The sequence below is a fragment of the Paenibacillus sp. NPDC058367 genome, from assembly GCF_042723305.1.
Taxonomy (GTDB): Bacteria; Bacillota; Bacilli; order Paenibacillales; family Paenibacillaceae; genus Paenibacillus_AQ.
The window spans coordinates 677,245-699,815 of record NZ_JBHXIZ010000001.1 but is presented as its reverse complement, the minus strand read 5'-3'; the positions used below and the strand labels follow the sequence as shown (position 1 = coordinate 699,815).

The following is a 22,571-nucleotide window of genomic DNA, read 5'->3' as shown; positions in this document are numbered from 1 at the left end:
CGGTGACGGATACGACAACACCAGTAAGTAACTCCACGATAACACCAACAACCGCAAGCTTTGATAAGAAAACAGCGAATCAGGCCGACGTAGCAGTAACTATGACGTTGAACGGAAACACGCTCAGCACGATCAAGAACGGAACGGCCACCCTCGTAGCAAGCACAGATTATACAGTGAGTGGTTCTACAGTAACGATCAAGAAAGAGTATCTGGCAACCCAAGCGTTGGGAAGCATTACGCTTACCTTTGAGTTTAGTGCAGGAACCACACAATCCTTGGTTGTCACGATTGCGGATACGACAGTAGCTCCTACTGCAGCATTGAAAGTACAGATGTATAATAGTTCATTGTCTGCTTCCGGAAATACGTTGAATCCAAAGTTCAAGCTGGTGAATACGAGCACAAGTGCTGTGACGCTCTCCGATGTGAAATTAAGATACTATTACACGGTTGATGGAGAGAAGCCACAAAGCTTCTTCTGCGATTGGTCACAGGTGGGAAGTGCGAATGTAACAGGAACATTTATAAAATTGCCAACAGCTAAAGCGAATGCGGATTATTATCTAGAGGTTGGCTTCTCGAGTGCAGCGGGTTCACTTGCTGCGGGTGCGAGCATCGACATCCAGGTGCGGGTGGTTAAAGAGGATTGGACGAATTATACTCAAACCGGAGATTATTCCTTTAATGGAGTAGATACCAACTATGTGGACTGGAGCAAAGCACCAGCATACGTGTCAGGAAATTTGATTTGGGGTAGTGAACCTAACTAAAGACATCACCAATATTTATGCAATAGTGGCTGTCCTAGAAGTAGAGAATTCTACTTTTGGGGCAGCTTCTATCTTTAATAAATAGACCAAACGACGATCGAGCAGGCTAGAGAGGAATTAGGGAATAACTCCCCCGAAAATAGCCGAGTTTAGCCTTAAATGAACGAAAACAAGGAATTCCTCCCTAAAAATCAGGGAGATTTCTTTATTTTCTAGCAAATCAGCTAAATTATAGGGAGGTTTTCCGTAATTACTATTTGGATGAGTAGATATTTCAGAATTACAGGGAGAAATTCCCTAATTATTCTATCGGCGCTTCAATTGATATGCCATTTGTTTAGTTGTTACAACGTTTGTCCACTATCTACCGTAATGATCTGTCCGGTCATTGCTTCCTGTTCGAGTGTCGCGCAGACGAATTGAGCGATATCCTCAGTGGATGATAGACGCTGGAGCAGCAGATTAGGTGCTAATTTATGCATCTGTTCTTCTCGACCAGACCACCATCTAGTAGCAACAGCTCCCGGTGCGACACAGTTCACTCTAATAGTTGGAGCTAGCGCATGGGCTAGAGATTTCGTGAGGCCATGAACAGCAGCTTTGGAGACCGCATAAGGAAGGGAAGAGCCTAAGCCAGTTTGTCCGGCGATGCTGCCGAGATTGACGATGGTGCCTGAACCGCTCAGGTTCATATATGGTGCAACTGCTCTGGCGCAGAAAAACATTCCTTTCACATTTACATCATAGAGTTCATCCTAGACTTCCTCCGTTGCTTTTTCCAGATCACCCAGCGCAATATGTTTAGTAATACTGGCGTTATTCACCAGCAGATTTAACGTCCCAAAATGCTGAATAATCGAATGGACCATACTTCGCACTTCCTGATCCTTAGAAACATCGGCTTGTACTGCTATCGCTTGTCCACCTTGATTCATAATCGTATTCACGGTTTCATTAGCTTCCGCCTCGGATCTAGAATAGTTCACTGCAACAAGGGCTCCGCGTCGGGCTAATTCTAGACTTACAGCTCTGCCAATTCCAGTACCTCCACCAGTTACTAAGGCTACTTTATTGTTAAGATCCATCCTTATTCACTCCTTTGGTTGGCGTATGTTGTTGATATAGAGTATTCTATAGTGATTATTGGATTTCGTATAATTGAATTAATTGAAGGTTTGGTTCAATTTATTTGAATTAAGTAGTGGAGGGCTCAGGAATGGATCTAAAAACAATAAAAACCTTTCAAACCATTGTGAGTTCAGGAAGCTTTAACCGTGCAGCAGAGGAATTGAATTATGCCCAATCCACGGTCACGATGCAAATGCAGAGGCTTGAATCCGACTTAGGATGTCAACTGCTTGAGCGGGGAAAACAAATCAGCTTAAGTGAAGCTGGCAGATTGTTTTATGAAGAGAGCTTACATATTGTTAAGGATATGGAGCGGTTGCAGAGCCGTTTGGTCGATTTGAAGATAGGTGAGGCGGGCAACCTCCGCATAGGGGTAACGGATCCGACGGCGAGCTATCGTTTGCCGCAGCTGTTAAGCAGCTTTATGACGCAGTTTCCGAAAGTGAAAGTCTCCGTGGAGATCGCGGGAACCGTTGCACTCAGTGAACTGCTTTTGCGAGGCGAAATTGATATGGCTGTATGTTCAGCGCCAGAGCTGGGTAAGGAGCTTTATTTTGAACCCTTATTTACGGAGGAATTTGTGTTACTTATGCCAGAAGAGCATCCGCTAGCTTCCAAGGAGAATATCACGCCAGAGGATTTACAGGATCATAGGTTACTTATTACGGCAGCAAACTGTCCTTATCGCAAAAAATTAGAAAGTATGCTACAGGAATCAGGTGGTGCACCGTTCGATACTATGGAGATTGGAAGCATGTCGGCTCTAAAATATTTTGTGGAAAGTGGCTTAGGCGTCGCTCTTGTCCCTGAGATAGTCTTGAATCCGGCCCCTGCAGGAACGGTAGTGCGAAAACTGGAGGGAAAGGTTATCGATATGACCTGCGGTATCCTATGTAAACTTTCGGATTATCCCTTGAAGCTGGCGAGCTCCAGATTGTATCATTTTTTAAAGCAGGAGCTATCCGCGACAAGGATATTTTAAATTTTAAACGAATTGTATGTATTAGGAAAAAAAGAGAGGGCGGTGCTTGATGTTTTTAAGGAGAAAATTCAGTTTCTGGTTTTCGATTATTAGTATCATCATCTGTCTGGGTGATTATTTGGGGATTGAGATCGCAAACATCATTCTTGTACGACTTAATCCAATTATAGATACGCTGATTTTCATGAAGCCCTTTGCAAACTGGATGGTTGATGTTAATAATACTGAATGGGCTGCAAGCAGTATATTAATCAGTGTCAGATTTCCCACGTATGTAATTCATTTTGGGTCGTTCCTGATTCTAGGACTTCTTATAGATTATCTTATACATATATTTAAACAGAAGTAAAAAGCGAGCAGTATTAGCCGAGATGAGGAAAGGTGAGATGAGATGAGCGGAGTAGAGGGAAAGCTTGAGTTGGAGAGGATTGTTTTTATAGGAAGGACCTTTGAGGAATATTTACAGATGTTCAAATTGAAAGAAGCGGATCTTATAGGCAGGCGGATTTTGGATTGTCCTGCAGGTGCCTGCTCTTTTACAGCGATATCGAATCAGTTAGGGAGTGACGTGACTGCTGCGGATATCGCTTATTATTACTCTGCGGATGAGCTTGAAGATAAAGGTGTTCAAGATATTGAGCATGCTATGTCTGAACTGGTTAAGGTACAGGGCAATTTTGTATGGGACTACTTTAAGTCTATAGAGGATTTGACACAAGCGAGGAGTAGGGCTTTAAACGATAACATCAGGGATCAGAGACAAACCCCGGCGCGATATGTTCCTGTGATTTTACCTAATCTGCCGTTCAATGATGAGGATTTTGATCTGACTTTGTCTGCGCATTTCCTATTTATGTATAGTGATCGGCTGGACTATGATTTTCATCTAAGGACTATTAATGAACTTATGCGGGTGACTAGCGGAGAGCTTCGTATTTTCCCTTTAGTTGATCTGTCTTGCAAAAGATATGAGCATTTAAATCGCCTTATAGATGAGATGGTTCAACAAGGTTTCGCTGTGGAGGAGATGGAGGTTCCTTATGAATTTCAAAAAGGGGCAAATCAGATGCTGAGCATTAGAAGAATGAAGCCATAAGATAGTAGATAGCTATAGTTTGTAAAATAAAAAACGAGGGCGTTCCTAAGCAGTTTTCATCGCTTTGGAGACACCCTCGTTTTTAAATATAACCCTATAAAAAATTACGCCACTTTCTCTTTACGTTCTGCTACATAACAAGCAATCCCCAGTACCAGACCGAGTCCTACCAGAACGGCACCGACCCATGGCAGCGAAGTAATCGCAAGATGAGAAATGACCCATCCGCCGATGAAGGCACCTGTTGCGTTTCCGAGATTACCTGCAGAATGACTGGTTGTAGAAGCGAGGGCAGGAGCGGCCTGAGCCAGACTCATGATCCGTATTTGTAGTCCTGGCATGACCGCAAAGGATACCAAACCCCAGAAGAATATTGTGATGACCGCAGCTACTGGACTATGCATTGTGAAGGAAAAGATCGTAAGAATGACACTAACCGCGAAATAAAGTCCCACGATAGAAGGCATCAGCTTCCAATCTGCAAGCTTCCCGCCAACGATATTCCCGATGGTTACACCACAGCCGAAGAGAACTAGAATCCATGTCACACTATGCTCGGCAAAGCCGGTAACTTCCATTAGCAGTGGTGCTATATAAGTGAACACTGTGAACAAGCTGGCGTTACCAAGCGCGCCGATCAGTAAGAATAGAAGCAGTTTAGGATTAGCTAGCGCAGAAATTTGCTGGATTACACTAGCAGGTTTGTCTTGTTTAATCTTTGGAATGAAAATAAGAATGCCGATTAGTGCAGCGACTCCCATGACTGCTATCGCAGCAAATGAGGCGCGCCAGCCCATGTTTTGCCCAATAAATGTTCCTAGAGGAACACCGACGATATTAGCAATCGTTAGACCAGCCATCATAATGGATACGGCTCCGGCCCGCCTATTGGGCTTGACCAGATTAGAAGCGATCACTGCACCAACGCCAAAGAAAGTCCCGTGTGTTAAAGCTGTGATGATACGAGCAACCATAAGAACGGTATAGTTTGGAGCAAATACAGAGATTCCGTTGCCTAGAATAAATAATACCATGAGCAGGCATAACAGTTTCTTTTGTGGAATTCGTTGTGTAAGGATGGTTAGAATAGGAGCACCGACGGCTACCCCAAGGGCATACATCGTGATGAGCTGACCTGCAGTAGAAATACTAACCTGTAAATCTTTGGCGACATTTGGTAAAATACCCATGATGACAAATTCGGTCATTCCAATGGCAAAAGCGCCTACGGTAAGTGAAAGAATAGAGATGGGGAAAGGTTCTTTGCGTGTTTTTTCCACACGGGCTGGTTCCTTGTTGAGGTTTGGAATTGCGTTCATGGTGCCGATGTTCAACCTTTCTTCTGTCTGTAATGAAGCTCCACCCTTATTAAGATGATAGATCCGACATGTAGTACTGCTTTATATTATTTAGTTTTCTGAAATTATTTTCAAGAGAAATATTTATTTCAGATATTTTCATTTTAAATAATCATAGAAGGGATGAATTATTCATGATGGATGAAGGTGTAGTCCAAGTGCTCGAATTACCGGAAATGAAGCTAATAGGCTTGAGTATTACTTCTTCCTTTGTAGGGCACGAGACGGAAAGAGTAGAGGCGATGAAGCGAGAGCAGTATGATCATGCACTGGCTATAGAAGTTTATCAGTTTGCTAATCCTACGTGGCCTGATGAGGTTGATGTGTACATTCCATTGCGATGAGAAATAATTATAAGCAAGCAGCTTTAATGGCGCTCCGGCACTTTGACCTCGATTGGACACAGATTCGTTTTATCCAACGATCGGACACCTGCACTTTTGTAATAGAGACTAATAAAGAGGGGACTTTTTTGCTGCGTCTTCACTCGGGGAGATCTAAAGAAGAAATTAACTCCGAAATCGCTTGGCTGGAGCTTTTGAAGAGCAAAATCGATGTCCCTCTGCCGAAAGGCGTTCATGATCGAACGGGTTCTGTTACGTTCAAAGTGGAGCAAGGTAATGAGGATGGTATATATGCATCGTTAATGCGCTGGGTTGAAGGCGAACATGCGAACGAAAGACTTACCGAAGATCAAATTTACAAAGAAGGCGTTCTATTAGCCAAGCTACATAAAGCGGCACAGGAGCTTGAGTTACCTCCAGGCTTTAATCGTCCTGTGTGGGATGAACATAGCTTTAGAAAAGCAATGCTCCGATTAAAGCTGCACTACCATAGTTTTCTTTCGGATGATGAGTTCGTGCTGTATCAGTCTGCGGCTGAGAAATTATACGGCTGGTTAAGCAAGCAGCATAAAAATAAGAACAGAAGGACGTATGGGGTTATCCATGGTGATTTACATCAAGGGAACATCATATTTAAAGAGGGTGAACCTCGACCGATTGATTTCGGAAGATGTGGTTGGGGATATTATCTTTATGATGTGGCACATACCATTCTAGGGTTGTATCCTTTACAAAGAGAACTGGTCATTAAGGGTTACGAAAGTGTGGCCAAGCTTGATGGGGAGTGGTTTCAGACTTTAGAGAATTTTACGGTCATGGTTATGATCGAAAATTATTGCCATCACGCACCCGACCCTAGAGAAACCGAGGGACTGAAAGCAGAACAGCCTTATGCGCAAGCGATTCTAAGGAATTATCTTAGGGGAGATCCCTTTCTTTTTAACACAATTGAGATTTAGCGTATAAAAATAGGGCCTCATTGGGGAATTTATAAAAAGTTCCCTAAGGAGGCTATTTTGATGAAAAAAAGCTGGATTGCTCCTCTTCTTATCGCAGGTATGTTCTTGCTGGGGCAACAACCTTGCTCCGCTAATGGCTTAGTTCAACCGCAATCTGAGGCTCCGCTTAGATCTGAATCGGAACCGAAGCTTCCAGATCAGGATTCCCGCGAGCTCATGTACAAAGACACACTAATGCTCTTCCTTTTACCCCATATTGAGAAAAAAATGGCTGAGATTTATGCGCCACTTCTGACGGTAACTCCTACAGTGTATCCTTATTTAGTAGATGTTACAGATATAAAGCGAGTGAATGGATTTCGTCGGTTTGATTTCTTAATTACACTCAATATACACCCTACAGTGGGTCCACATCTTTCCGTTGGAGAGGACACTATGACTTTTAGAATCACTCCTGGTCCTAAGGTGAAGTTAGAATCATTCAAGCATTTGAGAGACCCACGAAAGTCTGACCTTACACCAAATTACCAGAATATCTTGAGATAGTGTGGTAATTAACTCTTACAATCACAATTTCGAACGCTTACCCAGCTAACCACACACTCCGATCTATGGGGTGTTTTTTTTGTGTCTAGAATGGTGGTGGATTATTGGCATGTATGGTATTATGAAAATAGTGGATTTATTGATTTTAGTTACTAAATTCAAATTATGAGGTGTGAGGATTGAGTGATCATAAATTCGAAGACGAACACAGAGATGAAATTTTAAGTGAATTCAATTCTAAAATCACAAGCGATATCACAAGCAGCTCTAAGGATAAAGTTAAGGTAGGCGTAGCTACTAAAGATGGGCAGTTAGGGTTTCTTTTTACGAGGGGAGGTCTTCGGGAAGGGGCTGGCAGAAAAAGCACCGGTATAACTAAAAAGGTATCTTTGACGTTACCAGAAAACATCTGGCAGGAGATAGAGCAGGCCTGTGAGGAACAGAACGTATCTCGCTCCCAGGTATTTCGGAACATTATTGAGGCACATTTTGCAAAGGAATCTAAGGAGAGTTAGGTGAGGTCTTTGCTAATCCATGTGTCAAAAGATTCTCTTAGCACTGCACTACAAGCAGCCTTAAAAGCTATATCCGCGAATAGTTCCTCCCGTGTTCTTTCCGGAATACATATTCAGGCGCAAGCGGAGGGTCTGACTTTAACAGCCAGCAATATAAGAATGACCATTGAATATAAGCTTCCTGTGAAGATGGATTCGATGATTGTACACAAACCAGGTGAGATCGTAGTGCCCGCTCGTTATTTTTATGAGATCATCCGCAAGCTTGACCCTGGTTTAATTAGGCTGGAAATCGCAGAGACATTGATTCTAAATATCCAATCGGGCAATACTCAGTTTCGTTTATGCGGGATGGACACTGCAGAATTTCCGAGAATCCATTACGTGGATCATCCAAACACCAAAAAGATACGCATGAAGAACACGCTTTTGAAGCAAATATTTAAACATGTGGTTTTTGCGGTCTCTTCGTTGGAGACTAGACCTGTGCTCACAGGTGTTTCACTTCAAATAGATAATCAAAACATTCGCGTAGTCGCGACTGATGGCATCCGCCTCGCTCAGCATGTTGTTGAAACCGTAGAAGATTACGGAGCAAGTCCTTTAAATGTCATTATACCGGGCAGCACCCTTGAGGATCTTTTAAAAATAATAAACGATGATAAGGGCAGCAGCATCCAAATCGAGATAGGTCAGAAACAAATCAGATTTATTTCTGATGGCTTGAGGGTTCAGTCTGCGCTACTTGAGGGCACTTATCCCTATGTCGATAATTTAATTCCACAGGTATATATATCCGAAATGATCGTTAAGACAGAGCGTTTGTTACGTGTGGTTGAACGTATTGCTATATTGGCTGGTGAAAGTGTAACGCTCGGTGTATATCCCTCCGGTATACTTCATTTAATATCCAGGACCGCCGATGTGGGTGAGGCAAAGGAGGAGATTCCATTGGAGTATCTAGAAGGTGAATATTTTCGAGTAGCTTTTAACGGGAAATATTTCAGAGACATCCTTCGGGCGATCGATAGTGAGACGCTTAGAATAAGGTTTGCTGGAAAAGAAAGACCACTGGTGATACAGCCTGTAGACATGACTTCGTCCACACTTTTTTTAATTACACCAATGAGGACGCAGGATGGAGGATAGGCATATGAGCTTGCTAAGAAGAGTTCTCTTTGCTGAAAAAATATTATATTAATTACTTGGAGGAATGATCTATGAATCTGTTTCAGATGGGATCAAAGCCGCTTGGGACCGAACGAATCACAGCATTTTTAGAGGATAATTATGTGAGTATCGGATATCCCGGAATAGGGGATTTGGAGAACATCAGTAAAGTGGAGCTCCGTGATCGGATGATTCATGCATACCAATACAGTGAGTTGGAGCTTACAGAACATATACAAGCCATTCAACTCTTCGTACATACGATGCAGGATGGCGATTATGTGCTGGTGTGTGATGGGGATTGGGTACATTTAGGTGATCTAGGCGATTATTTTTACAATGAATTATTTGACACGCCAGACATCGGTACATGCCATCGACGTGGTGTAACTTGGCTGAAAAGTCTTCCTATAACCGATCTAAACGCAGGGATAAAAGAGTTTCTTAGCAGTAGTGGAGTGGTCAAACAGTATAAGGGGCCGATGCCTAGTGCTCGTGTGGATCTGTGGATTACAGGTTCTTCTGATTCAGAGCAAGCGATGAGTAATCGAATGCATGTGGATGAAGAGACATTATCAATGGCGCTCGATATATTGAAGGAAGCTCTTGTTAGTGAGAACGCCGAACGACGGGAACGAGCAGCAATTGCACTTCTTCAGTATGCTAAGTAGTGAAGAAAGATTTAAGCTTCACATCCTTAGTAAAAAAGCGTTCCATCCGAACTTCAAATATCGGATGAAACGCTTTTGTTATATCTATCGATATCTTCCAATAACCCTCAGATAAATTCAACGAATTCATTGACCGGTTTACGATAACCACGTGGTCTGATTTTATGTTTCTTGTCTTTGCCGATAGTGATCAGCATAACCGGTACCATATGATCGGGTAGATTTAAAGTGGATTGAATCGCTTCCGGATCAAAGCCGATCATCGGGCAGGTATCCCAGCCTTTATCTTTGGCAATCAGCATGAAGTGCATGGCAGAGAGTGAAGCATTCCGAATAGCCTCATCTCTTTGGAAAGCATCATTTCCTTTGTATGCATTGTTAATCGTTTCTATCTCTGCATCATAATCCTCTTGACTCATAGCCCCTAAAGCTTTAAGTCCTCCGAAGATTTCTGGGGCTTTCAGATAAGCATTCTTATCCCCGAGTACCACTATTACCGCTGAGGCGGAGTGGATTTTATATTGACCGTAAGCCGCTTTACGAATCTCTTCTTTTAAATTCTCATTAGCAACCACTTTATAATTGGCATGTTGAAGATTATATGCAGATGGAGCCAATCTGGCGTAAGAGAACATTTCCTCTAGTTCATTCTGAGGGATCTTCACCCCTTCAACAAAATTCATAGCAGACCTGCGGGATTCAATCAAATCTGTAAAAGCGCTCATGAGTTATTCCTCCATATGTTATGTATTTGCTTGTTAATTATAAATAAGTGATATTTATAAATGAACTAACTATTAGTTACTAACTCAAAATAGCACAGTTAATTATATTCGTCAATGATTAAATTCACTACATTTACATTCAGCTCGCTAAGCACTTTGGAGTGCCGAAGAATAAATACTATGTTGTAAAATATTGGGATGTAAATTAGGATATTAGGATACGAAAAATTTAAATTGCTTTTATTAATGAAAGGGTGGGAATGTTGAACGATACTAGAGAACAGTTGATAAAAGACTTGCAAAGAATTGAAGAGAACGATTACGAGCTTAGAAGTGGGGAGCAATTAAGGGATTATGTGAAATTGATGCTTGAGTACATAGGAGATCCACAGCCGAAGCTACGAGATGACTTGATCTATTCCACCTTCTACAAATGGATTAACGAGAAACAATGGTTTAGTGATGCGGAGCTTCGTGAACTACTTTTGATTCTCCTTGACGAGCAGCGTTTGTTCTATCACGTTGGCAGCAAAGAAGATCAGGCTGTGTTCACAAGAACGTTTTCGGTACTGATCGTTGCGCTGATTCTTCAGCGGCATAGGGAACAGGCTTTTTTAGCAAGCGCAGAGTTTACAAATGTGAAGGAAGCGCTGATTAGATATTATGAGGAAGAACAGGATTTACGAGGATTTATGCCTGAAGAAGGCTGGGCTCATGCTGCAGCCCATGGCGCAGATGCCTTGGATGAACTGGTACTCTGCTCGGAGAGTGATGCTGCAATAAGGGAAGAGGTTTTGGCAGTCATCCAAAGGATGCTTTACAACGATCAGCACATATTTAGCGACGAAGAAGATGAACGGATCGCTACGATTGTAGCTACAATGATAGATCATCATTTACTTCCACAACAACTTATTGTCGACTGGATTCGCAACTTGGAGCAATGTGGGGGGTGGCCGAGAAGCCGTGGCCAGTACGTTGCTCGTGTGAACACCAAAAATTTCGTTCGTTCTCTGTATTTTAGATTGCTACCATTAAAGAACAATCCGGCAATGGTCGAGGTTTTATTGAAAGCGGAGATGAATTTGAATGAATTTACACAATAAGCATTTAATCATCTATACATGTATAAAAAATATCGAAAATTATGACTAATTTATTTTAATGTAATAAAAATCACAAAACTTTAGAAAAAATCAAAAACTTTGTGACATTTATAACTTGATAAGTGCTATAATAGAAATATGGCGTTATAAGTTTTTATTTTTTTATTACTATTAAGCAGCAAAGCTTATTTGCAGAGGAGATTCGGATATGTCAGAAACAATCACTCAAACACAACCTGAGCAAGAATCACCAAAATTAGCTGTCACTCAAGAACAAATGAATGTTCTAGAGCAGCTATTGAAGCCTGAAGTTCAGGAGTCGTTAACTGTCTTAGTGGAACAGTTGCCAAAATTAACAGAGCTTGTCGGCGTGCTCACAAAGTCATATGACTTTGTTCAAACTGTTGCTGCGGATGAAGTCTTGAAAAGTGATACGGTAAGTGCAATTAAAGAACTTGCTGAACCAGTGGTGCATTCGGCGAAGAATATGGCAGCTACAGTGATCGAAGCGCAAGATCGTGCGAATAAAAATACCGATGTGATCGGTGTATTTGGTCTTATGAAGATGATGAAAGATCCACAAGCACAGAAGCTTTTCCGTTTCGTAAATGCTTATCTTCAAGTTGCCGGCGAACGCAGTCAACAGAAATAATATTTTTTATATCTCATTCGTAAGGACGGAGGAAACATCATGTCTAAACATATTGTCATTCTAGGAGCAGGTTATGGTGGTCTACTAAGCGCCTTAACTGTACGCAAGTACCTGAAGAAGGACGAAGCTAAAATTACAGTCGTTAATCAATATCCTACACATCAAATTATTACAGAATTGCATCGTCTTGCAGCGGGTAGTGTTGCAGAAGGTGCTGTTGCTATGCCATTAGCTAAGCTTTTTGCAGGTAAAGATATCGACCTGAAAATTGCAAAGGTGAATTCTTTTTCTGTTGAAAACAAACAAATTACACTATCTGATGGTGTGACATTGTCCTACGATGCTTTAGTTGTGGGTCTTGGAAGCACTACGGCTTATTTTGGCATTCCAGGTCTTGAGCAATACAGTATGGTTTTGAAATCGGCAGCAGATGCTAACAGAATTCATCGTCATATTGATGAGCGTATCCGTGAATATGCGAAGTCTAAAAATCCAGCGGATGCAAGCATCCTAATCGGTGGCGGTGGCTTAACAGGTGTTGAACTTGTTGGTGAAATCGCTGATGTGTTGCCAACACTCACTAAGAAATATGGCGTGGATCCTAAAGAAATTAAACTGATGCTGGTTGAAGCAGGCCCTAAGATTTTACCAGTATTGCCAGATGCATTGATCGAACGCGCAGTGGCAAGCTTAGAAAAACGTGGTGTTCAATTCTTGACAGGACTACCTGTTACGAATGTAGCGGATAATGTCATTGACTTGAAAGATGGTCAAAAAATTATTGCTAACACCTTCGTATGGACTGGCGGCGTACAAGGAAATCCACTGATTGGTGAGTCCGGTCTTGAAGTGAACCGTGGTCGTGCAACGGTAAATGAATTCTTGCAATCCACATCACACAAAGACGTATTCGTTGCTGGTGACAGCGCCGTTGTCTTTGCCGAAGATGGTCGTCCATATCCACCAACTGCACAAATCGCTTGGCAAATGGGCGAATTGATCGGGTACAATCTTTATGCATACTTGAAGGATAAATCATTTGAATCCTTTAGTCCGATCAACTCAGGTACGCTTGCGAGCTTAGGTCGTAAAGACGGTGTAGCCATCGTTGGTGCTAGCTCAACTCCGCTAAAAGGATTGCCTGCAACCTTGATGAAGGAAGCAAGTAATATTCGTTACTTGTCCCACATTAAAGGATTGTTTAGCTTAGCTTATTAATTGTATTATTGGAAAACCTGCTCTAATTTGAGCAGGTTTTTTTGTTGATCTCTAGTGGTTTCTACCATGAATTGTTAATGATTGTCCTAGTACGTAGTATTCATTTTTGATATACTATATTGGCTAATATTAACAGGGGAAAATAGGGGAGGATTACGTGATGTTATTCCGACAAAACGATGTCATTCTGTTTCAAGGCGACAGTATAACGGATTGGGGTCGTAATTATGATGATGCTTCATCGCTTGGTGTAGGTTATGCATTGATGGTCGCCGCTCGTCTGGGGCATTTATATCCTGAGAAGAATCTTACGTTCTATAATCGTGGAATTAGCGGCAACCGTGCAGTAGATTTGCAGGAACGCTGGGAGAAGGATTGCCTGAATCTGAAGCCGACTTGGGTGTCCATATATATTGGGATAAATGACACTTGGCGCCGCTTTGATTCTGGTCAGGAAACAACGCCTGAACAATTTGAAGCTGCATATCGTGACCTGATCGAACGCACGCAGCATTCGCTGGCTGCTAATTTAGTCTTAATCGAGCCATTTGTGTTGCCTGTCCCAGAAGATCGTAGAACTTGGCGCCAGGATTTGGACCCTAAAATTCACATTGTTCGTGAATTGGCACGTGAATATGGTGCATTACTTGTTCCGTTGGATGGCCTGTTTGCTGCGGCATCCGTGAAAGCAGAGCCTGCTTATTGGGCTCCGGATGGAGTACATCCATCACCTGCGGGCCATGCACTTATTGCAGAGGCTTGGCTTAAGACGGTTAGCGCAATTCAAGCTTAATCGTCTGATCATATCACTACATATTTACTTGATTTTATAAGACTAGAACCACTCATTAAAGGAGCAGGTTATAGTCTTTTTTTTAAATATAAGAATTTATATGCTCCATGCTATAAATTATCCTTATATTTCTCGCTTAAACACTTGCCGTCCTTATAGGGAAGCCGAAGGCGTTTATGCTTGTAACGGTTCGGAAAGTCGATTTCTTTATATTTATGGACGCTGTTATAATTAGGTTATGTTTCTTTTCTTGGAGGTGGTTCGCATTAGGAAATTACTATGGGTTGTACCCTTGTTCTTGGTTGCTCTTTTAAGCGGGTGTAAGAATGAGGTGGGCTTCATCAATGCAAGGTGGATCGCCGGAGTGTCTTTAACTCCTGTAACAACTAGTGATCAGAACCAAGTTGATCGACCCGAACATTTTGAGACCCTAATACTGAAGGACTCCGCTCTGATTAAGGCGCTTTCGGAGGCTATGAACAAGAGCAATAAATTATCGGGGGAGCTGGATTGGGCCCCTGAATTTAAAATGGAACTTGTTTATGGTGATGGCTACTCGAAGGATTATTACATAGCAATAGGTGATGAACCCGGTTATAAAGGAGTATTTACTACAGCTGAGAATGGTGGTCAGGGCTACTCTATTCCGGTGAAAAACGCAGATCAAATAAGACAACTCATCTATGGAACAGCAGATCAGGCGAACATAGAACAGACGGAGTCGCTGGAGTCTTCTGTTAAGGTTACAGGGCCAGTAACGATATCACATAATGATCTCTATCCCTTAACTAATAGAACTGGATTCTTGAATCTGCAGCTTTTAGATGGAACCTACAGTGAGGATTGGACAATACCAGGTCCGTTGATGGGAAGGAATTGGAGTGGCAGATTTGGGCTTGTTCTTATCGATAATCAAGGGAGAACTTTGAATAGCTTTCCACTCAGTGAACATTTTGAGGATCCCATAATATTTAATGATTTTTTTCAAATTCAGTTTGAGGACTATAATGGCGACGGCGATCCGGATTTTACGATTGGTCAGTACGGATCCAGTAACGGTTACTACTACAAGCTATTTACGCTTAGAAAAAATAACGTTATAGAGGAATTAGGGATCAAACTCGGCTCTGATTTATTTATCAGCAGTCCAAAGGGGTATTCGATAAAGCTTGATAAAGTGGATGATCATAGCTTCAAGAGAAGTTATTACGATAATGTAGCGGGTAAACAGATGGAAGATATTTTTCAGTGGAATGGAAGTGCATTTCAGAAGTTAGACAAGTGATTCATACCAGAAGTGAGAGGGTTGTGTGATAGATGACGAGTGATACCATACAAGATTTAGAAGGGCTAAAAGCCATAGGGAAAGTAGTAGGACATACCATCGCCGAGATGAAAAAGAAAGTAACTCCAGGTATGACAACAGCGGAGCTTGATAAGATTGGAGCTGAAATTCTAGCGGAATTCGGTGCATCTTCAGCCCCAATGATAACGTATAATTTTCCAGGCAGCACCTGCATCAGTGTGAATGAAGAGGTTGCTCATGGGATTCCTGGTCCTAGAGTGATTAATGCTGGTGATTTGATCAATATTGATGTATCTGCTGAACTGAATGGTTATTATGGGGACGCCGGAGTTTCGTTTCAACTACCACCTTATAATGATGACATTCTTCGACTATGCCAGAGTGCAGAGGAAACTATGATGAGCGTGATCAATCATCTGAGAGCAGGGATGAAGGTCAATGAGATTGGCAGAATGATGGAACTCGAAGCTCGGAAACGCGGCTATAGAGTGGTACGTAATCTGTGCAGCCACGGGATTGGCAAATCACTCCATGAGAAGCCTTTTGAAATCTTACCTTTCTACAATCCAAGAGTGACTACAGTGTTAAAAGAGGGACAGGTGATTACGGTTGAACCCTTCCTTTCTACTGGAGCAGATTACGTGGAGCAGCAGTCGGATGGATGGACACTGAGTGTCGTAGACAATGGCCGGGTAGCACAGTTTGAACATACGATTATTGTGACTAAAGGTGAGCCTATTATCCTAACCAAGCCATAAAGAGGAGAGTGCGAAATTGAAAATCGCCTTTATACTTTTTGACGGGATTACGTTCTTAGATTTTGCGGGGTTCTATGATGTTATTTATCGATTGGGGCAATTTGAAATCGGCAAAAATTTGTCTTGGGATATATGTGCAGCGTCGGAGGAAGTGACGGATGAGTTAGGTTTCACAGTTAAAGCTGGAAAAGTGCTGCCAGAGCTTTCGGAGTATGACATGGTATTTGTACCTGGAGGGATGGGGACACGGAAACTTCGTTATGATGAAGGTTTTGTCTCGTGGATTGCTGGTGCTCACAATGTTCCTTATAAGGTATCTGTCTGCACAGGCTCACTGCTGCTTGGGGCTGCGGGGCTGCTAGGAGGGAAGAAAGCTACTACCCATCCATCTGCCTATGAATTACTAAAACCTTACTGTGAAGAAGTTGTGGAGACCCGTATTGTGCATGATGGTAATGTGATTACAGGTGGTGGAGTGTCCACTTCCATTGATCTGGGGTTATATCTGATTTCACGCTTGGCTGGAGAAGCAGCGATGAATTCGGTAAAAAAGCAGATTGATTATCCATACGAGATGCAGGGGATTGTTCAAATCTAAAGGTAAATACCGGAGGGACCAGAGATGGATGGACAAAAAATGATTGATATGCTGTTTCAGCAATGGGTAAGCGATAAGGAGCAGTGGGTACAGCTTAGAGATTTGCTGATGAAGGAGAGCAATCTTCCCGGACCACGAGTGAATTTGGAGCTATCAGGCAAATTTGCCAAACATTTTGCCCATCCTAAACTAACAGAGACAGACTGGGAGTTTCTTAATTCCTGGGCTAATCTTACAGAGGCAGAAGCTGGGGTGAATGATCCCCGTGAGTTTCTGCCGTTTTGTGCGGTTAGAGCGCTGGGCGCTTATTACAGCTACGCTGAAGAAGAGCAACGAATTATGATTCAGAGCATCATTAAGACAGCCATGAACGACTCCAGATGGAGGATGCGTGAAGCGTCTGCTATGGCGCTGCAAAGTATAGGGGAGGATGGTTTTGCCCTTATCAGGCAGTTGATCGACATGTGGGAGGAGGGTGCGAACGGGCTTGAACAAAGAGCTTTTGTAGCAGCGTTAGCGCATCCTCCTCTTTTAAAAGAGAAAGAGAATACGCTTTATTGTCTTCAGTTGGCTACTCGAATCATGGAAAATATGGTTAGTGGGGAAGTACAATATGAGGACGCTGAGCATTTTCGTGTATTATCTAAGGGGCTTGAATACAGCTTAAGTGTATTTGTGGCGAGTGAACCTGAAGCGGGCTTTGCCATGCTGGAGAAATTCGCTAAGAGCCGAGATACCCGAATGATTAAGATTGTGAAGAGTAATCTTGGTAAGTCACGTTTGAGTAAAAAGTATGCTCTACAGGTTGCTGAGGTCCTTAAGAGTTTGACAATACAGGAGAGGACATGAGGATCAGCTCTCCATTGGAATTATGAAGTGTAGTTTTACATGCATTTAACATGCCACATATGCTTAAGTGATATAACAGAAGGAACTAGGTGAAAAGGTGGCTGTTAGATGAAACTAAGTAAAGAGGAAAAATCATGGATTTTATATGACTGTGGAAATTCGGCGTATTCGATGGCGGTTACAACGGCTTTACTGCCTATTGTATTTGGGATGTTTTCGAATGTTAACAACAGCATGGATTTGGGGTATTTTAATTCCATAGCGAGTATTCTGGTGGCCATCCTTAGCCCGATTTTAGGGACGATGGCAGATTATAAGGATAAGAAAAAACGCTTCTTCATATTTTTCTCATTGATCGGCGTGATAGCTACTGCTTCGCTGGCTTTCGTTGCACCTGCGAGTGGGCAGTGGCAGTTATTGATTGTATTTTATATTTTGTCAGTCATAGGATTTGCCGGGGCCAATATTTTTTATGATTCTTTTCTGGTGGATGTAACCACGGATGAAAGGATGGATAAGGTATCCTCAAAAGGGTTTGCTTTTGGATATATCGCCAGCGTTATTCCATTCGGTATCAGCCTACTGCTGATTCTGTTTATGGGGATGGATAAATCAATCGGCTATCAGATTGGATTTATAATCACTGCCCTTTGGTGGGGACTGCTGACCATGCCTATGATCAAGGATGTGCAGCAAAGATATTACATAGAACCTGAACCCAAACCGGTCATTAATAGCTTTAAAAGACTGGGAGACACGTTTAAAAATGTCAGACAGCATAAAGTAGTATTTGTATTCTTGATCGCCTACTTTCTCTATATTGATGGGGTAGATACGATTATTAAAATGGTAGTGCCATATGCCACATCGGTACTGGGTGCGGATGCTTTTGATACCTTTACTTTACTGGGGATCTTATTAGTTATCCAGATCATCGCATTTCCGTGTGCTATCCTGTACGGTAATCTTGCCAAAAAATACTCAGCTAGAACGATGATCATCGTGGGGATTTTTACATATATCATTTCTTGTATCGCGGCTTACTTTATTACTTCAGTGTGGCATATATTTATTCTGGGAGCGCTAATTGGATCTGCCCAGGGAGGGATTCAAGCGCTTAGCAGATCTTATTATGCGAAGATTATTCCTAAGGAAAAATCCAATGAATTCTTTGGCTTTTACAATATCTTTGGCAAGTTTGCGGCGATTGTGGGTCCTGCTGTAATGTCATTAACAACTACCCTAACAGGCAACGCTAAATTTAGTATTTTAGCGATTATCCCACTATTCATTATTGGATTCTTCGTATTTATAACTTTACCAAAAGAGAAGCTTGAACAAGATGAACCGAAGGGACTTATCCTATGAAGTCAAGCAAAGAACAAACGGCAATGGCCAAACATCTGATTGTCATCTCTTACGATGCCTTTTCAGAAGACCAATGGGAAATGGCCAGCCGTCTTCCAAACCTATCGAAATTGATTAAGAACGGAGCGCATAGTAATCAATTAAAAAGTGTATATCCCACGCTCACTTATGTGGTACACACTACGATAGCAACCGGTGTATATCCAGATAAGCATGGTATCCACCATAACAATCCATTTCAGCCGTTTGTGAAGGAAAAGGAGCAAAGCTGGTTCTGGTTCAGAAATGCGATAAAGGCGCCCACGATTTATGATGCTGCGCGCGAGCATAACATGAGTACCGCAGGAATCCTCTGGCCGGTATCAGGGAAATCCTCAATCCAATATAATATCCCTGAAATCAGAGCCATCAACAACGAAAATCAGGCACTGAAGGTGTTAAAAAGCGGGAGCCCGTTATATTGCATTGAAATGGAGCTGAAATATGGACGGCTTCGAAAAGGAATTGAACAGCCTTATCTGGATGACTTCACGACAAAGTGTGCGATGGAAACGATTAAGCGTAAAAAGCCTAATCTTCTTATGATGCATTTGATTGATCTGGATGACGCCAAGCATGTCTACGGTACTGACAGCGATGAAGTGAAGCGGGTAATCACACGTATGGATAAGAGATTAGGTGATATTATGCAAGCAGTGGATGAAGCCGGGATAAAGGATGACACGGTTTTTTTAGTTTTGGGTGACCATGGCCAGTTCAATGTTCGGTACAAAGTGCATTTGAACAACCTTTTGCAGGAAAAAGGGTTGATCTATAAAGAGAACGGCGAAATGAAGTGGAGAGCTTACTTTCAGTGTGGGGGCGGATCCGCTTATCTGCATATTAAAGAAGGTGATGAAGAAGCTGAACAATTAGCTTTAGCTGTTATTCAGGAATATATGGATGATGACGCTTCAGGTATAGAGGAAGTGTATACTAGAGAGCGGCTGAATCAACTTCATGTGGGCCCATCTACTAAATATATGCTTGAAGCTAGGAGAGGCTATTGTTTCGATGAGAGCATGGATGAACCTACGATTGTTGATTTGGACAAACAAGGGATTAAATATGCTACGCATGGCTACTCTCCCGATAAAGAGGATTATAGATGCAACTTGGTGATCTCAGGGAATAAGGTGAAAAGTGATTTTCCTATAGGGGATCTCAAAATGGTAGATATAGCTCCTACGATGGCAAAGATTTTAGGGATTGATTTTAATCCTTGTGACGGAAGACCTTTAGATGAAATTTTCTTGGTATAGATTGAATATATATAAAGTCGGAATACTTACTGGAGCTATATCCATATACAATGGAATTAAAATGGAGTAAGAGGAGAATTGGATATGGATGCTGATATTAGACAAAAAATTCTAAATAAAAATGACAGACTTATTAGTATGGTTATTGAACGTGCTAAGAGAGATTTTCCTGATGACATTGCAATCATTGGGCTTACAGGTTCTTTCAGTACCGGAGATTTTCATGAAAAAAGCGATCTTGATCTAATTATAATTAATAACACGGCCCAAGGCTGGGGGATATCTTCGTGTTTTATTCTGGAGGATGTTGGATACGACATCTATTGTACGCCATGGGAAACAAGGATAGAAGATCAAGCGAATCTTGAGAGCCCAATGATTTCGTGTCTGATAGATTTAGAGCTGTTATATTGTGCGAAACCCGAATATCTGGAAAAGCTAAACTTATATAAACAAAGAGCTCTCGATGCTTTGGCTAAGCCTATAGGGAGTGAATGTATTAGTAGAGCGAAAAAGAATATAGACATAGCAAAACAAGAATATACGAATACATTACTTTCTGAAGATATCGGAGCAGTGAGGTATGCTTCATGCGAAGTTGTATACAATTCGGTAAATGCTCTAACACATTTGAACAATACTTATTTTAAAAGGGGACTTAAGAGATATCTGGAGGAAATAGCTACGTATCGTTATGTTCCTGATGATTTTGAAAATATATATATGGCTGTGATCGATGCGAAGACTATCGTTGAAATCAGAAGTGCATCATATAGATTTTTAGAAAGCGTCAATGATTTATATAATAAAATGTATAAGGATTTTGTGATTCAGCCTGTCCCAACCTATGATAATCTTGGTGGCACCTTTGAGGAATTATGGTGTAACTGCCGCAATAAGGTTATAGCAAGTGTGGAATTAAATGATAAATCTTATGCTTATTATGCAGCCATGGGCACACAAAATTTTCTTGATGAAATGACAGAATCAAGGGGAACAAAAAAGTTTGATATTATGCAGTATTTTGATTCAGATCATCTGCATTTATTTAAAGAGCAGTTCCTGCAGGTCATGGATGAATATCTGGAAGAATATAATAAGGTGGGAAGGAAAGTTGAACGATACGATACTTTTGAGGAATTATATAACGAATACTTGAAGGTGTGATAGAGAAGAGTACCAGATTACGAATTTTCGTAGTCTGGTTTTTTCATTTTTTATGGAACGATAAGATTATTTTAAGTCATATGGGTAAAATAATAGATATCATACTAGCGGCGTCTGATTTGCCAAAGTGGTGACATTTATTATAGACTGTTTTTTGTCGGCTTTTGTCCAGTGGATGTTTTTCACTTGCAGTGATATAAAAAACTAATTTGAAGTGGGGAAATGGAATGCATGGAATAAGACAGCACCAAAAATCAAATAAGCTGAAGATATTTTCAAAAGTCATATTAATTATTATAGGGGCACTTATAACTTCATATGGCCTGGAATCCGTATTAATACCTAACAACGTTTCAGATGGTGGTGTAACAGGCCTAAGTATCGTTGGCTCACAGCTGTTTGGATTACCGTTAGGGCTGCTAATTGTTATAATTAACATCCCATTTGTTTGGTTAGGGTATAAGCAAATTGGTAAAAGCTTTGCTATTTATTCCATTATCGGTATTGCTTCATTAGCCATTGGTACAAGCCTTATGCACCATGTGCCAACGATTATTGAAGGAGATACATTATTAATTACTGTTGTAGGCGGGATTATTATCGGTTTTGGTATGGGCTTAGCGTTACGTAATGGTGGAGCGTTAGATGGGATCGACATGTTGGCTGTATTGCTTTCACGAAAAATACCTTTTGGGACAAGTGATCTAATCTTATTCCTAAACATGTTTGTCTTTATTGTTGTTTCAACTGCATTTGGTCTACAAGGGGCGATTCTATCCGCACTTGCTTATTTTATTGCTTCTAAAGTGATTCATATCGTTGAGGAAGGTTTGAGCGGATCTAAAACTTTCAAAATCATCACCGTTCAACCGGAAATTATGGTGGAAACGATTCGTGACCGATTGGGACGTGGGGCAACCTATACTGATGCATACGGTGGTTACTCCAATGAACAATTCAAAGAAATTACCTGTGTAATTAACCGTCTGGAAGAAAGCAAAATCAAGGAAATCATTCATGAAATTGACCCTAACGCTTTTGTTGTAGTATATGATGTAGCAGAAGTTAAGGGTGGTAATTTCAAAAAGCATAATATTCACTAATTAAGATCCTGAAGTGCATCTCCTTAAGTGTTTGACAAATGCATAAAATGTAACTATTATTGTTGCATCTGATTAATGCACTTGT

The 22,571-nt window shown here is 41.5% G+C and carries 24 protein-coding genes and 1 pseudogene; 22 read left to right on the top strand and 3 right to left on the bottom strand.

What is annotated here, in order from left to right; all coding sequences use genetic code 11:
- The coding region (locus ACFWMP_RS03275) for a X2-like carbohydrate binding domain-containing protein (protein WP_379421929.1) at positions 1-773 on the top strand (773 nt) is incomplete at its 5' end.
- Between the two features lie 344 nt (positions 774-1,117).
- On the opposite strand, the pseudogene ACFWMP_RS03270 reads toward ACFWMP_RS03275, so the two are convergent.
- Positions 1,118-1,858, bottom strand: a pseudogene (locus ACFWMP_RS03270) (SDR family NAD(P)-dependent oxidoreductase).
- A gap of 131 nt (positions 1,859-1,989) precedes the next feature.
- Here ACFWMP_RS03270 and ACFWMP_RS03265 point away from each other — a divergent pair.
- Genes ACFWMP_RS03265 through ACFWMP_RS03255 form a run of 3 tightly spaced genes read left to right on the top strand, consistent with a single transcriptional unit; the run spans position 1,990 to position 3,979 of the window.
- On the top strand, positions 1,990-2,883 hold the full coding sequence (locus ACFWMP_RS03265) for a LysR family transcriptional regulator (protein WP_379421927.1): 894 nt from the start codon (positions 1,990-1,992) through the stop codon (positions 2,881-2,883).
- A 49-nt stretch (positions 2,884-2,932) separates the two neighbouring features.
- The gene (locus ACFWMP_RS03260) at positions 2,933-3,232 is read left to right on the top strand and encodes a hypothetical protein (RefSeq protein ID WP_042187201.1); all 300 of its coding nucleotides are present in this window, start codon (positions 2,933-2,935) and stop codon (positions 3,230-3,232) included.
- Positions 3,233-3,274: 42 nt separating this feature from the next.
- Positions 3,275-3,979: an SAM-dependent methyltransferase gene (locus ACFWMP_RS03255; RefSeq protein WP_379421924.1), complete on the top strand. Its 705-nt coding sequence runs from the start codon at positions 3,275-3,277 to the stop codon at positions 3,977-3,979.
- 104 nt (positions 3,980-4,083) lie between these two features.
- Here ACFWMP_RS03255 and ACFWMP_RS03250 read toward each other — a convergent pair whose 3' ends face one another.
- Positions 4,084-5,298, bottom strand: coding sequence for an MFS transporter (locus ACFWMP_RS03250; RefSeq protein WP_379421922.1), 1,215 nt, complete (start codon positions 5,296-5,298; stop codon positions 4,084-4,086).
- 173 nt (positions 5,299-5,471) lie between these two features.
- Between ACFWMP_RS03250 and ACFWMP_RS03245 the strand changes: the two genes are divergently transcribed.
- The 6 genes from ACFWMP_RS03245 to ACFWMP_RS03220 all read left to right on the top strand — a co-directional run bounded on the left by ACFWMP_RS03245 (position 5,472) and on the right by ACFWMP_RS03220 (position 9,542).
- Positions 5,472-5,681 carry a hypothetical protein gene (locus tag ACFWMP_RS03245; protein ID WP_339247270.1) on the top strand — a complete coding sequence of 70 codons (210 nt, stop codon included), beginning with the start codon at positions 5,472-5,474 and terminating at the stop codon, positions 5,679-5,681.
- Positions 5,678-6,640, top strand: coding sequence for a phosphotransferase enzyme family protein (locus tag ACFWMP_RS03240; RefSeq protein ID WP_379421920.1), 963 nt, complete (start codon positions 5,678-5,680; stop codon positions 6,638-6,640). Before ACFWMP_RS03245 ends, ACFWMP_RS03240 begins: the two co-directional genes overlap by 4 nt.
- A 60-nt stretch (positions 6,641-6,700) precedes the next feature.
- Entirely contained in the window at positions 6,701-7,186 is a 486-nt protein-coding gene (locus tag ACFWMP_RS03235; protein ID WP_081951092.1) for a DUF3888 domain-containing protein, read from the top strand.
- A 179-nt stretch (positions 7,187-7,365) separates the two neighbouring features.
- Complete coding sequence (locus ACFWMP_RS03230; protein ID WP_231573432.1) at positions 7,366-7,701, top strand: hypothetical protein; 336 nt, start codon at positions 7,366-7,368, stop codon at positions 7,699-7,701.
- A gap of 21 nt (positions 7,702-7,722) precedes the next feature.
- On the top strand, positions 7,723-8,850 hold the full coding sequence (gene dnaN, locus ACFWMP_RS03225; protein ID WP_379421917.1) for a DNA polymerase III subunit beta: 1,128 nt from the start codon (positions 7,723-7,725) through the stop codon (positions 8,848-8,850).
- 71 nt (positions 8,851-8,921) lie between these two features.
- Positions 8,922-9,542, top strand: a complete 621-nt coding sequence (locus ACFWMP_RS03220; protein ID WP_379421915.1) for a hypothetical protein — start codon at positions 8,922-8,924, stop codon at positions 9,540-9,542.
- 107 nt (positions 9,543-9,649) lie between these two features.
- On the opposite strand, the gene ACFWMP_RS03215 is transcribed toward ACFWMP_RS03220, so the two are convergent.
- The gene (locus tag ACFWMP_RS03215) at positions 9,650-10,267 is read right to left on the bottom strand and encodes a nitroreductase family protein (RefSeq protein WP_339247283.1); all 618 of its coding nucleotides are present in this window, start codon (positions 10,265-10,267) and stop codon (positions 9,650-9,652) included.
- Between the two features lie 263 nt (positions 10,268-10,530).
- Here ACFWMP_RS03215 and ACFWMP_RS03210 point away from each other — a divergent pair, with 263 nt between their 5' ends.
- The 12 genes from ACFWMP_RS03210 to ACFWMP_RS03155 all read left to right on the top strand — a co-directional run bounded on the left by ACFWMP_RS03210 (position 10,531) and on the right by ACFWMP_RS03155 (position 22,486).
- Positions 10,531-11,373 carry a DUF2785 domain-containing protein gene (locus tag ACFWMP_RS03210; RefSeq protein ID WP_379423488.1) on the top strand — a complete coding sequence of 281 codons (843 nt, stop codon included), beginning with the start codon at positions 10,531-10,533 and terminating at the stop codon, positions 11,371-11,373.
- A 208-nt stretch (positions 11,374-11,581) separates the two neighbouring features.
- Positions 11,582-12,025 (top strand): helical membrane plugin domain-containing protein, encoded by a 444-nt coding sequence (locus tag ACFWMP_RS03205; RefSeq protein ID WP_379421913.1) that lies wholly within the window; start codon positions 11,582-11,584, stop codon positions 12,023-12,025.
- Between the two features lie 39 nt (positions 12,026-12,064).
- Positions 12,065-13,243 (top strand): NAD(P)/FAD-dependent oxidoreductase, encoded by a 1,179-nt coding sequence (locus tag ACFWMP_RS03200; protein ID WP_042187216.1) that lies wholly within the window; start codon positions 12,065-12,067, stop codon positions 13,241-13,243.
- 160 nt (positions 13,244-13,403) lie between these two features.
- Positions 13,404-14,036 (top strand): SGNH/GDSL hydrolase family protein, encoded by a 633-nt coding sequence (locus ACFWMP_RS03195; RefSeq protein WP_076282991.1) that lies wholly within the window; start codon positions 13,404-13,406, stop codon positions 14,034-14,036.
- A 364-nt stretch (positions 14,037-14,400) separates the two neighbouring features.
- Entirely contained in the window at positions 14,401-15,321 is a 921-nt protein-coding gene (locus ACFWMP_RS03190; protein ID WP_379421910.1) for a YhfM domain-containing protein, read from the top strand.
- A gap of 32 nt (positions 15,322-15,353) precedes the next feature.
- Positions 15,354-16,100, top strand: a complete 747-nt coding sequence (gene map, locus ACFWMP_RS03185) for a type I methionyl aminopeptidase (protein WP_076299489.1) — start codon at positions 15,354-15,356, stop codon at positions 16,098-16,100.
- Between the two features lie 16 nt (positions 16,101-16,116).
- On the top strand, positions 16,117-16,698 hold the full coding sequence (locus ACFWMP_RS03180) for a DJ-1/PfpI family protein (RefSeq protein WP_339247294.1): 582 nt from the start codon (positions 16,117-16,119) through the stop codon (positions 16,696-16,698).
- 24 nt (positions 16,699-16,722) lie between these two features.
- Positions 16,723-17,547 carry a hypothetical protein gene (locus tag ACFWMP_RS03175; RefSeq protein ID WP_379421907.1) on the top strand — a complete coding sequence of 275 codons (825 nt, stop codon included), beginning with the start codon at positions 16,723-16,725 and terminating at the stop codon, positions 17,545-17,547.
- 108 nt (positions 17,548-17,655) lie between these two features.
- Positions 17,656-18,915, top strand: coding sequence for an MFS transporter (locus ACFWMP_RS03170; RefSeq protein ID WP_042187227.1), 1,260 nt, complete (start codon positions 17,656-17,658; stop codon positions 18,913-18,915).
- Complete coding sequence (locus ACFWMP_RS03165; protein ID WP_379421905.1) at positions 18,912-20,216, top strand: alkaline phosphatase family protein; 1,305 nt, start codon at positions 18,912-18,914, stop codon at positions 20,214-20,216. Before ACFWMP_RS03170 ends, ACFWMP_RS03165 begins: the two co-directional genes overlap by 4 nt.
- An 84-nt stretch (positions 20,217-20,300) precedes the next feature.
- A complete protein-coding gene (locus ACFWMP_RS03160) occupies positions 20,301-21,383 on the top strand; it encodes a nucleotidyltransferase domain-containing protein (RefSeq protein ID WP_339802822.1) in 1,083 nt (360 codons plus the stop codon).
- 227 nt (positions 21,384-21,610) lie between these two features.
- On the top strand, positions 21,611-22,486 hold the full coding sequence (locus ACFWMP_RS03155; RefSeq protein ID WP_179085712.1) for a YitT family protein: 876 nt from the start codon (positions 21,611-21,613) through the stop codon (positions 22,484-22,486).
- The last annotated feature ends 85 nt before the right edge of the window (positions 22,487-22,571 follow it).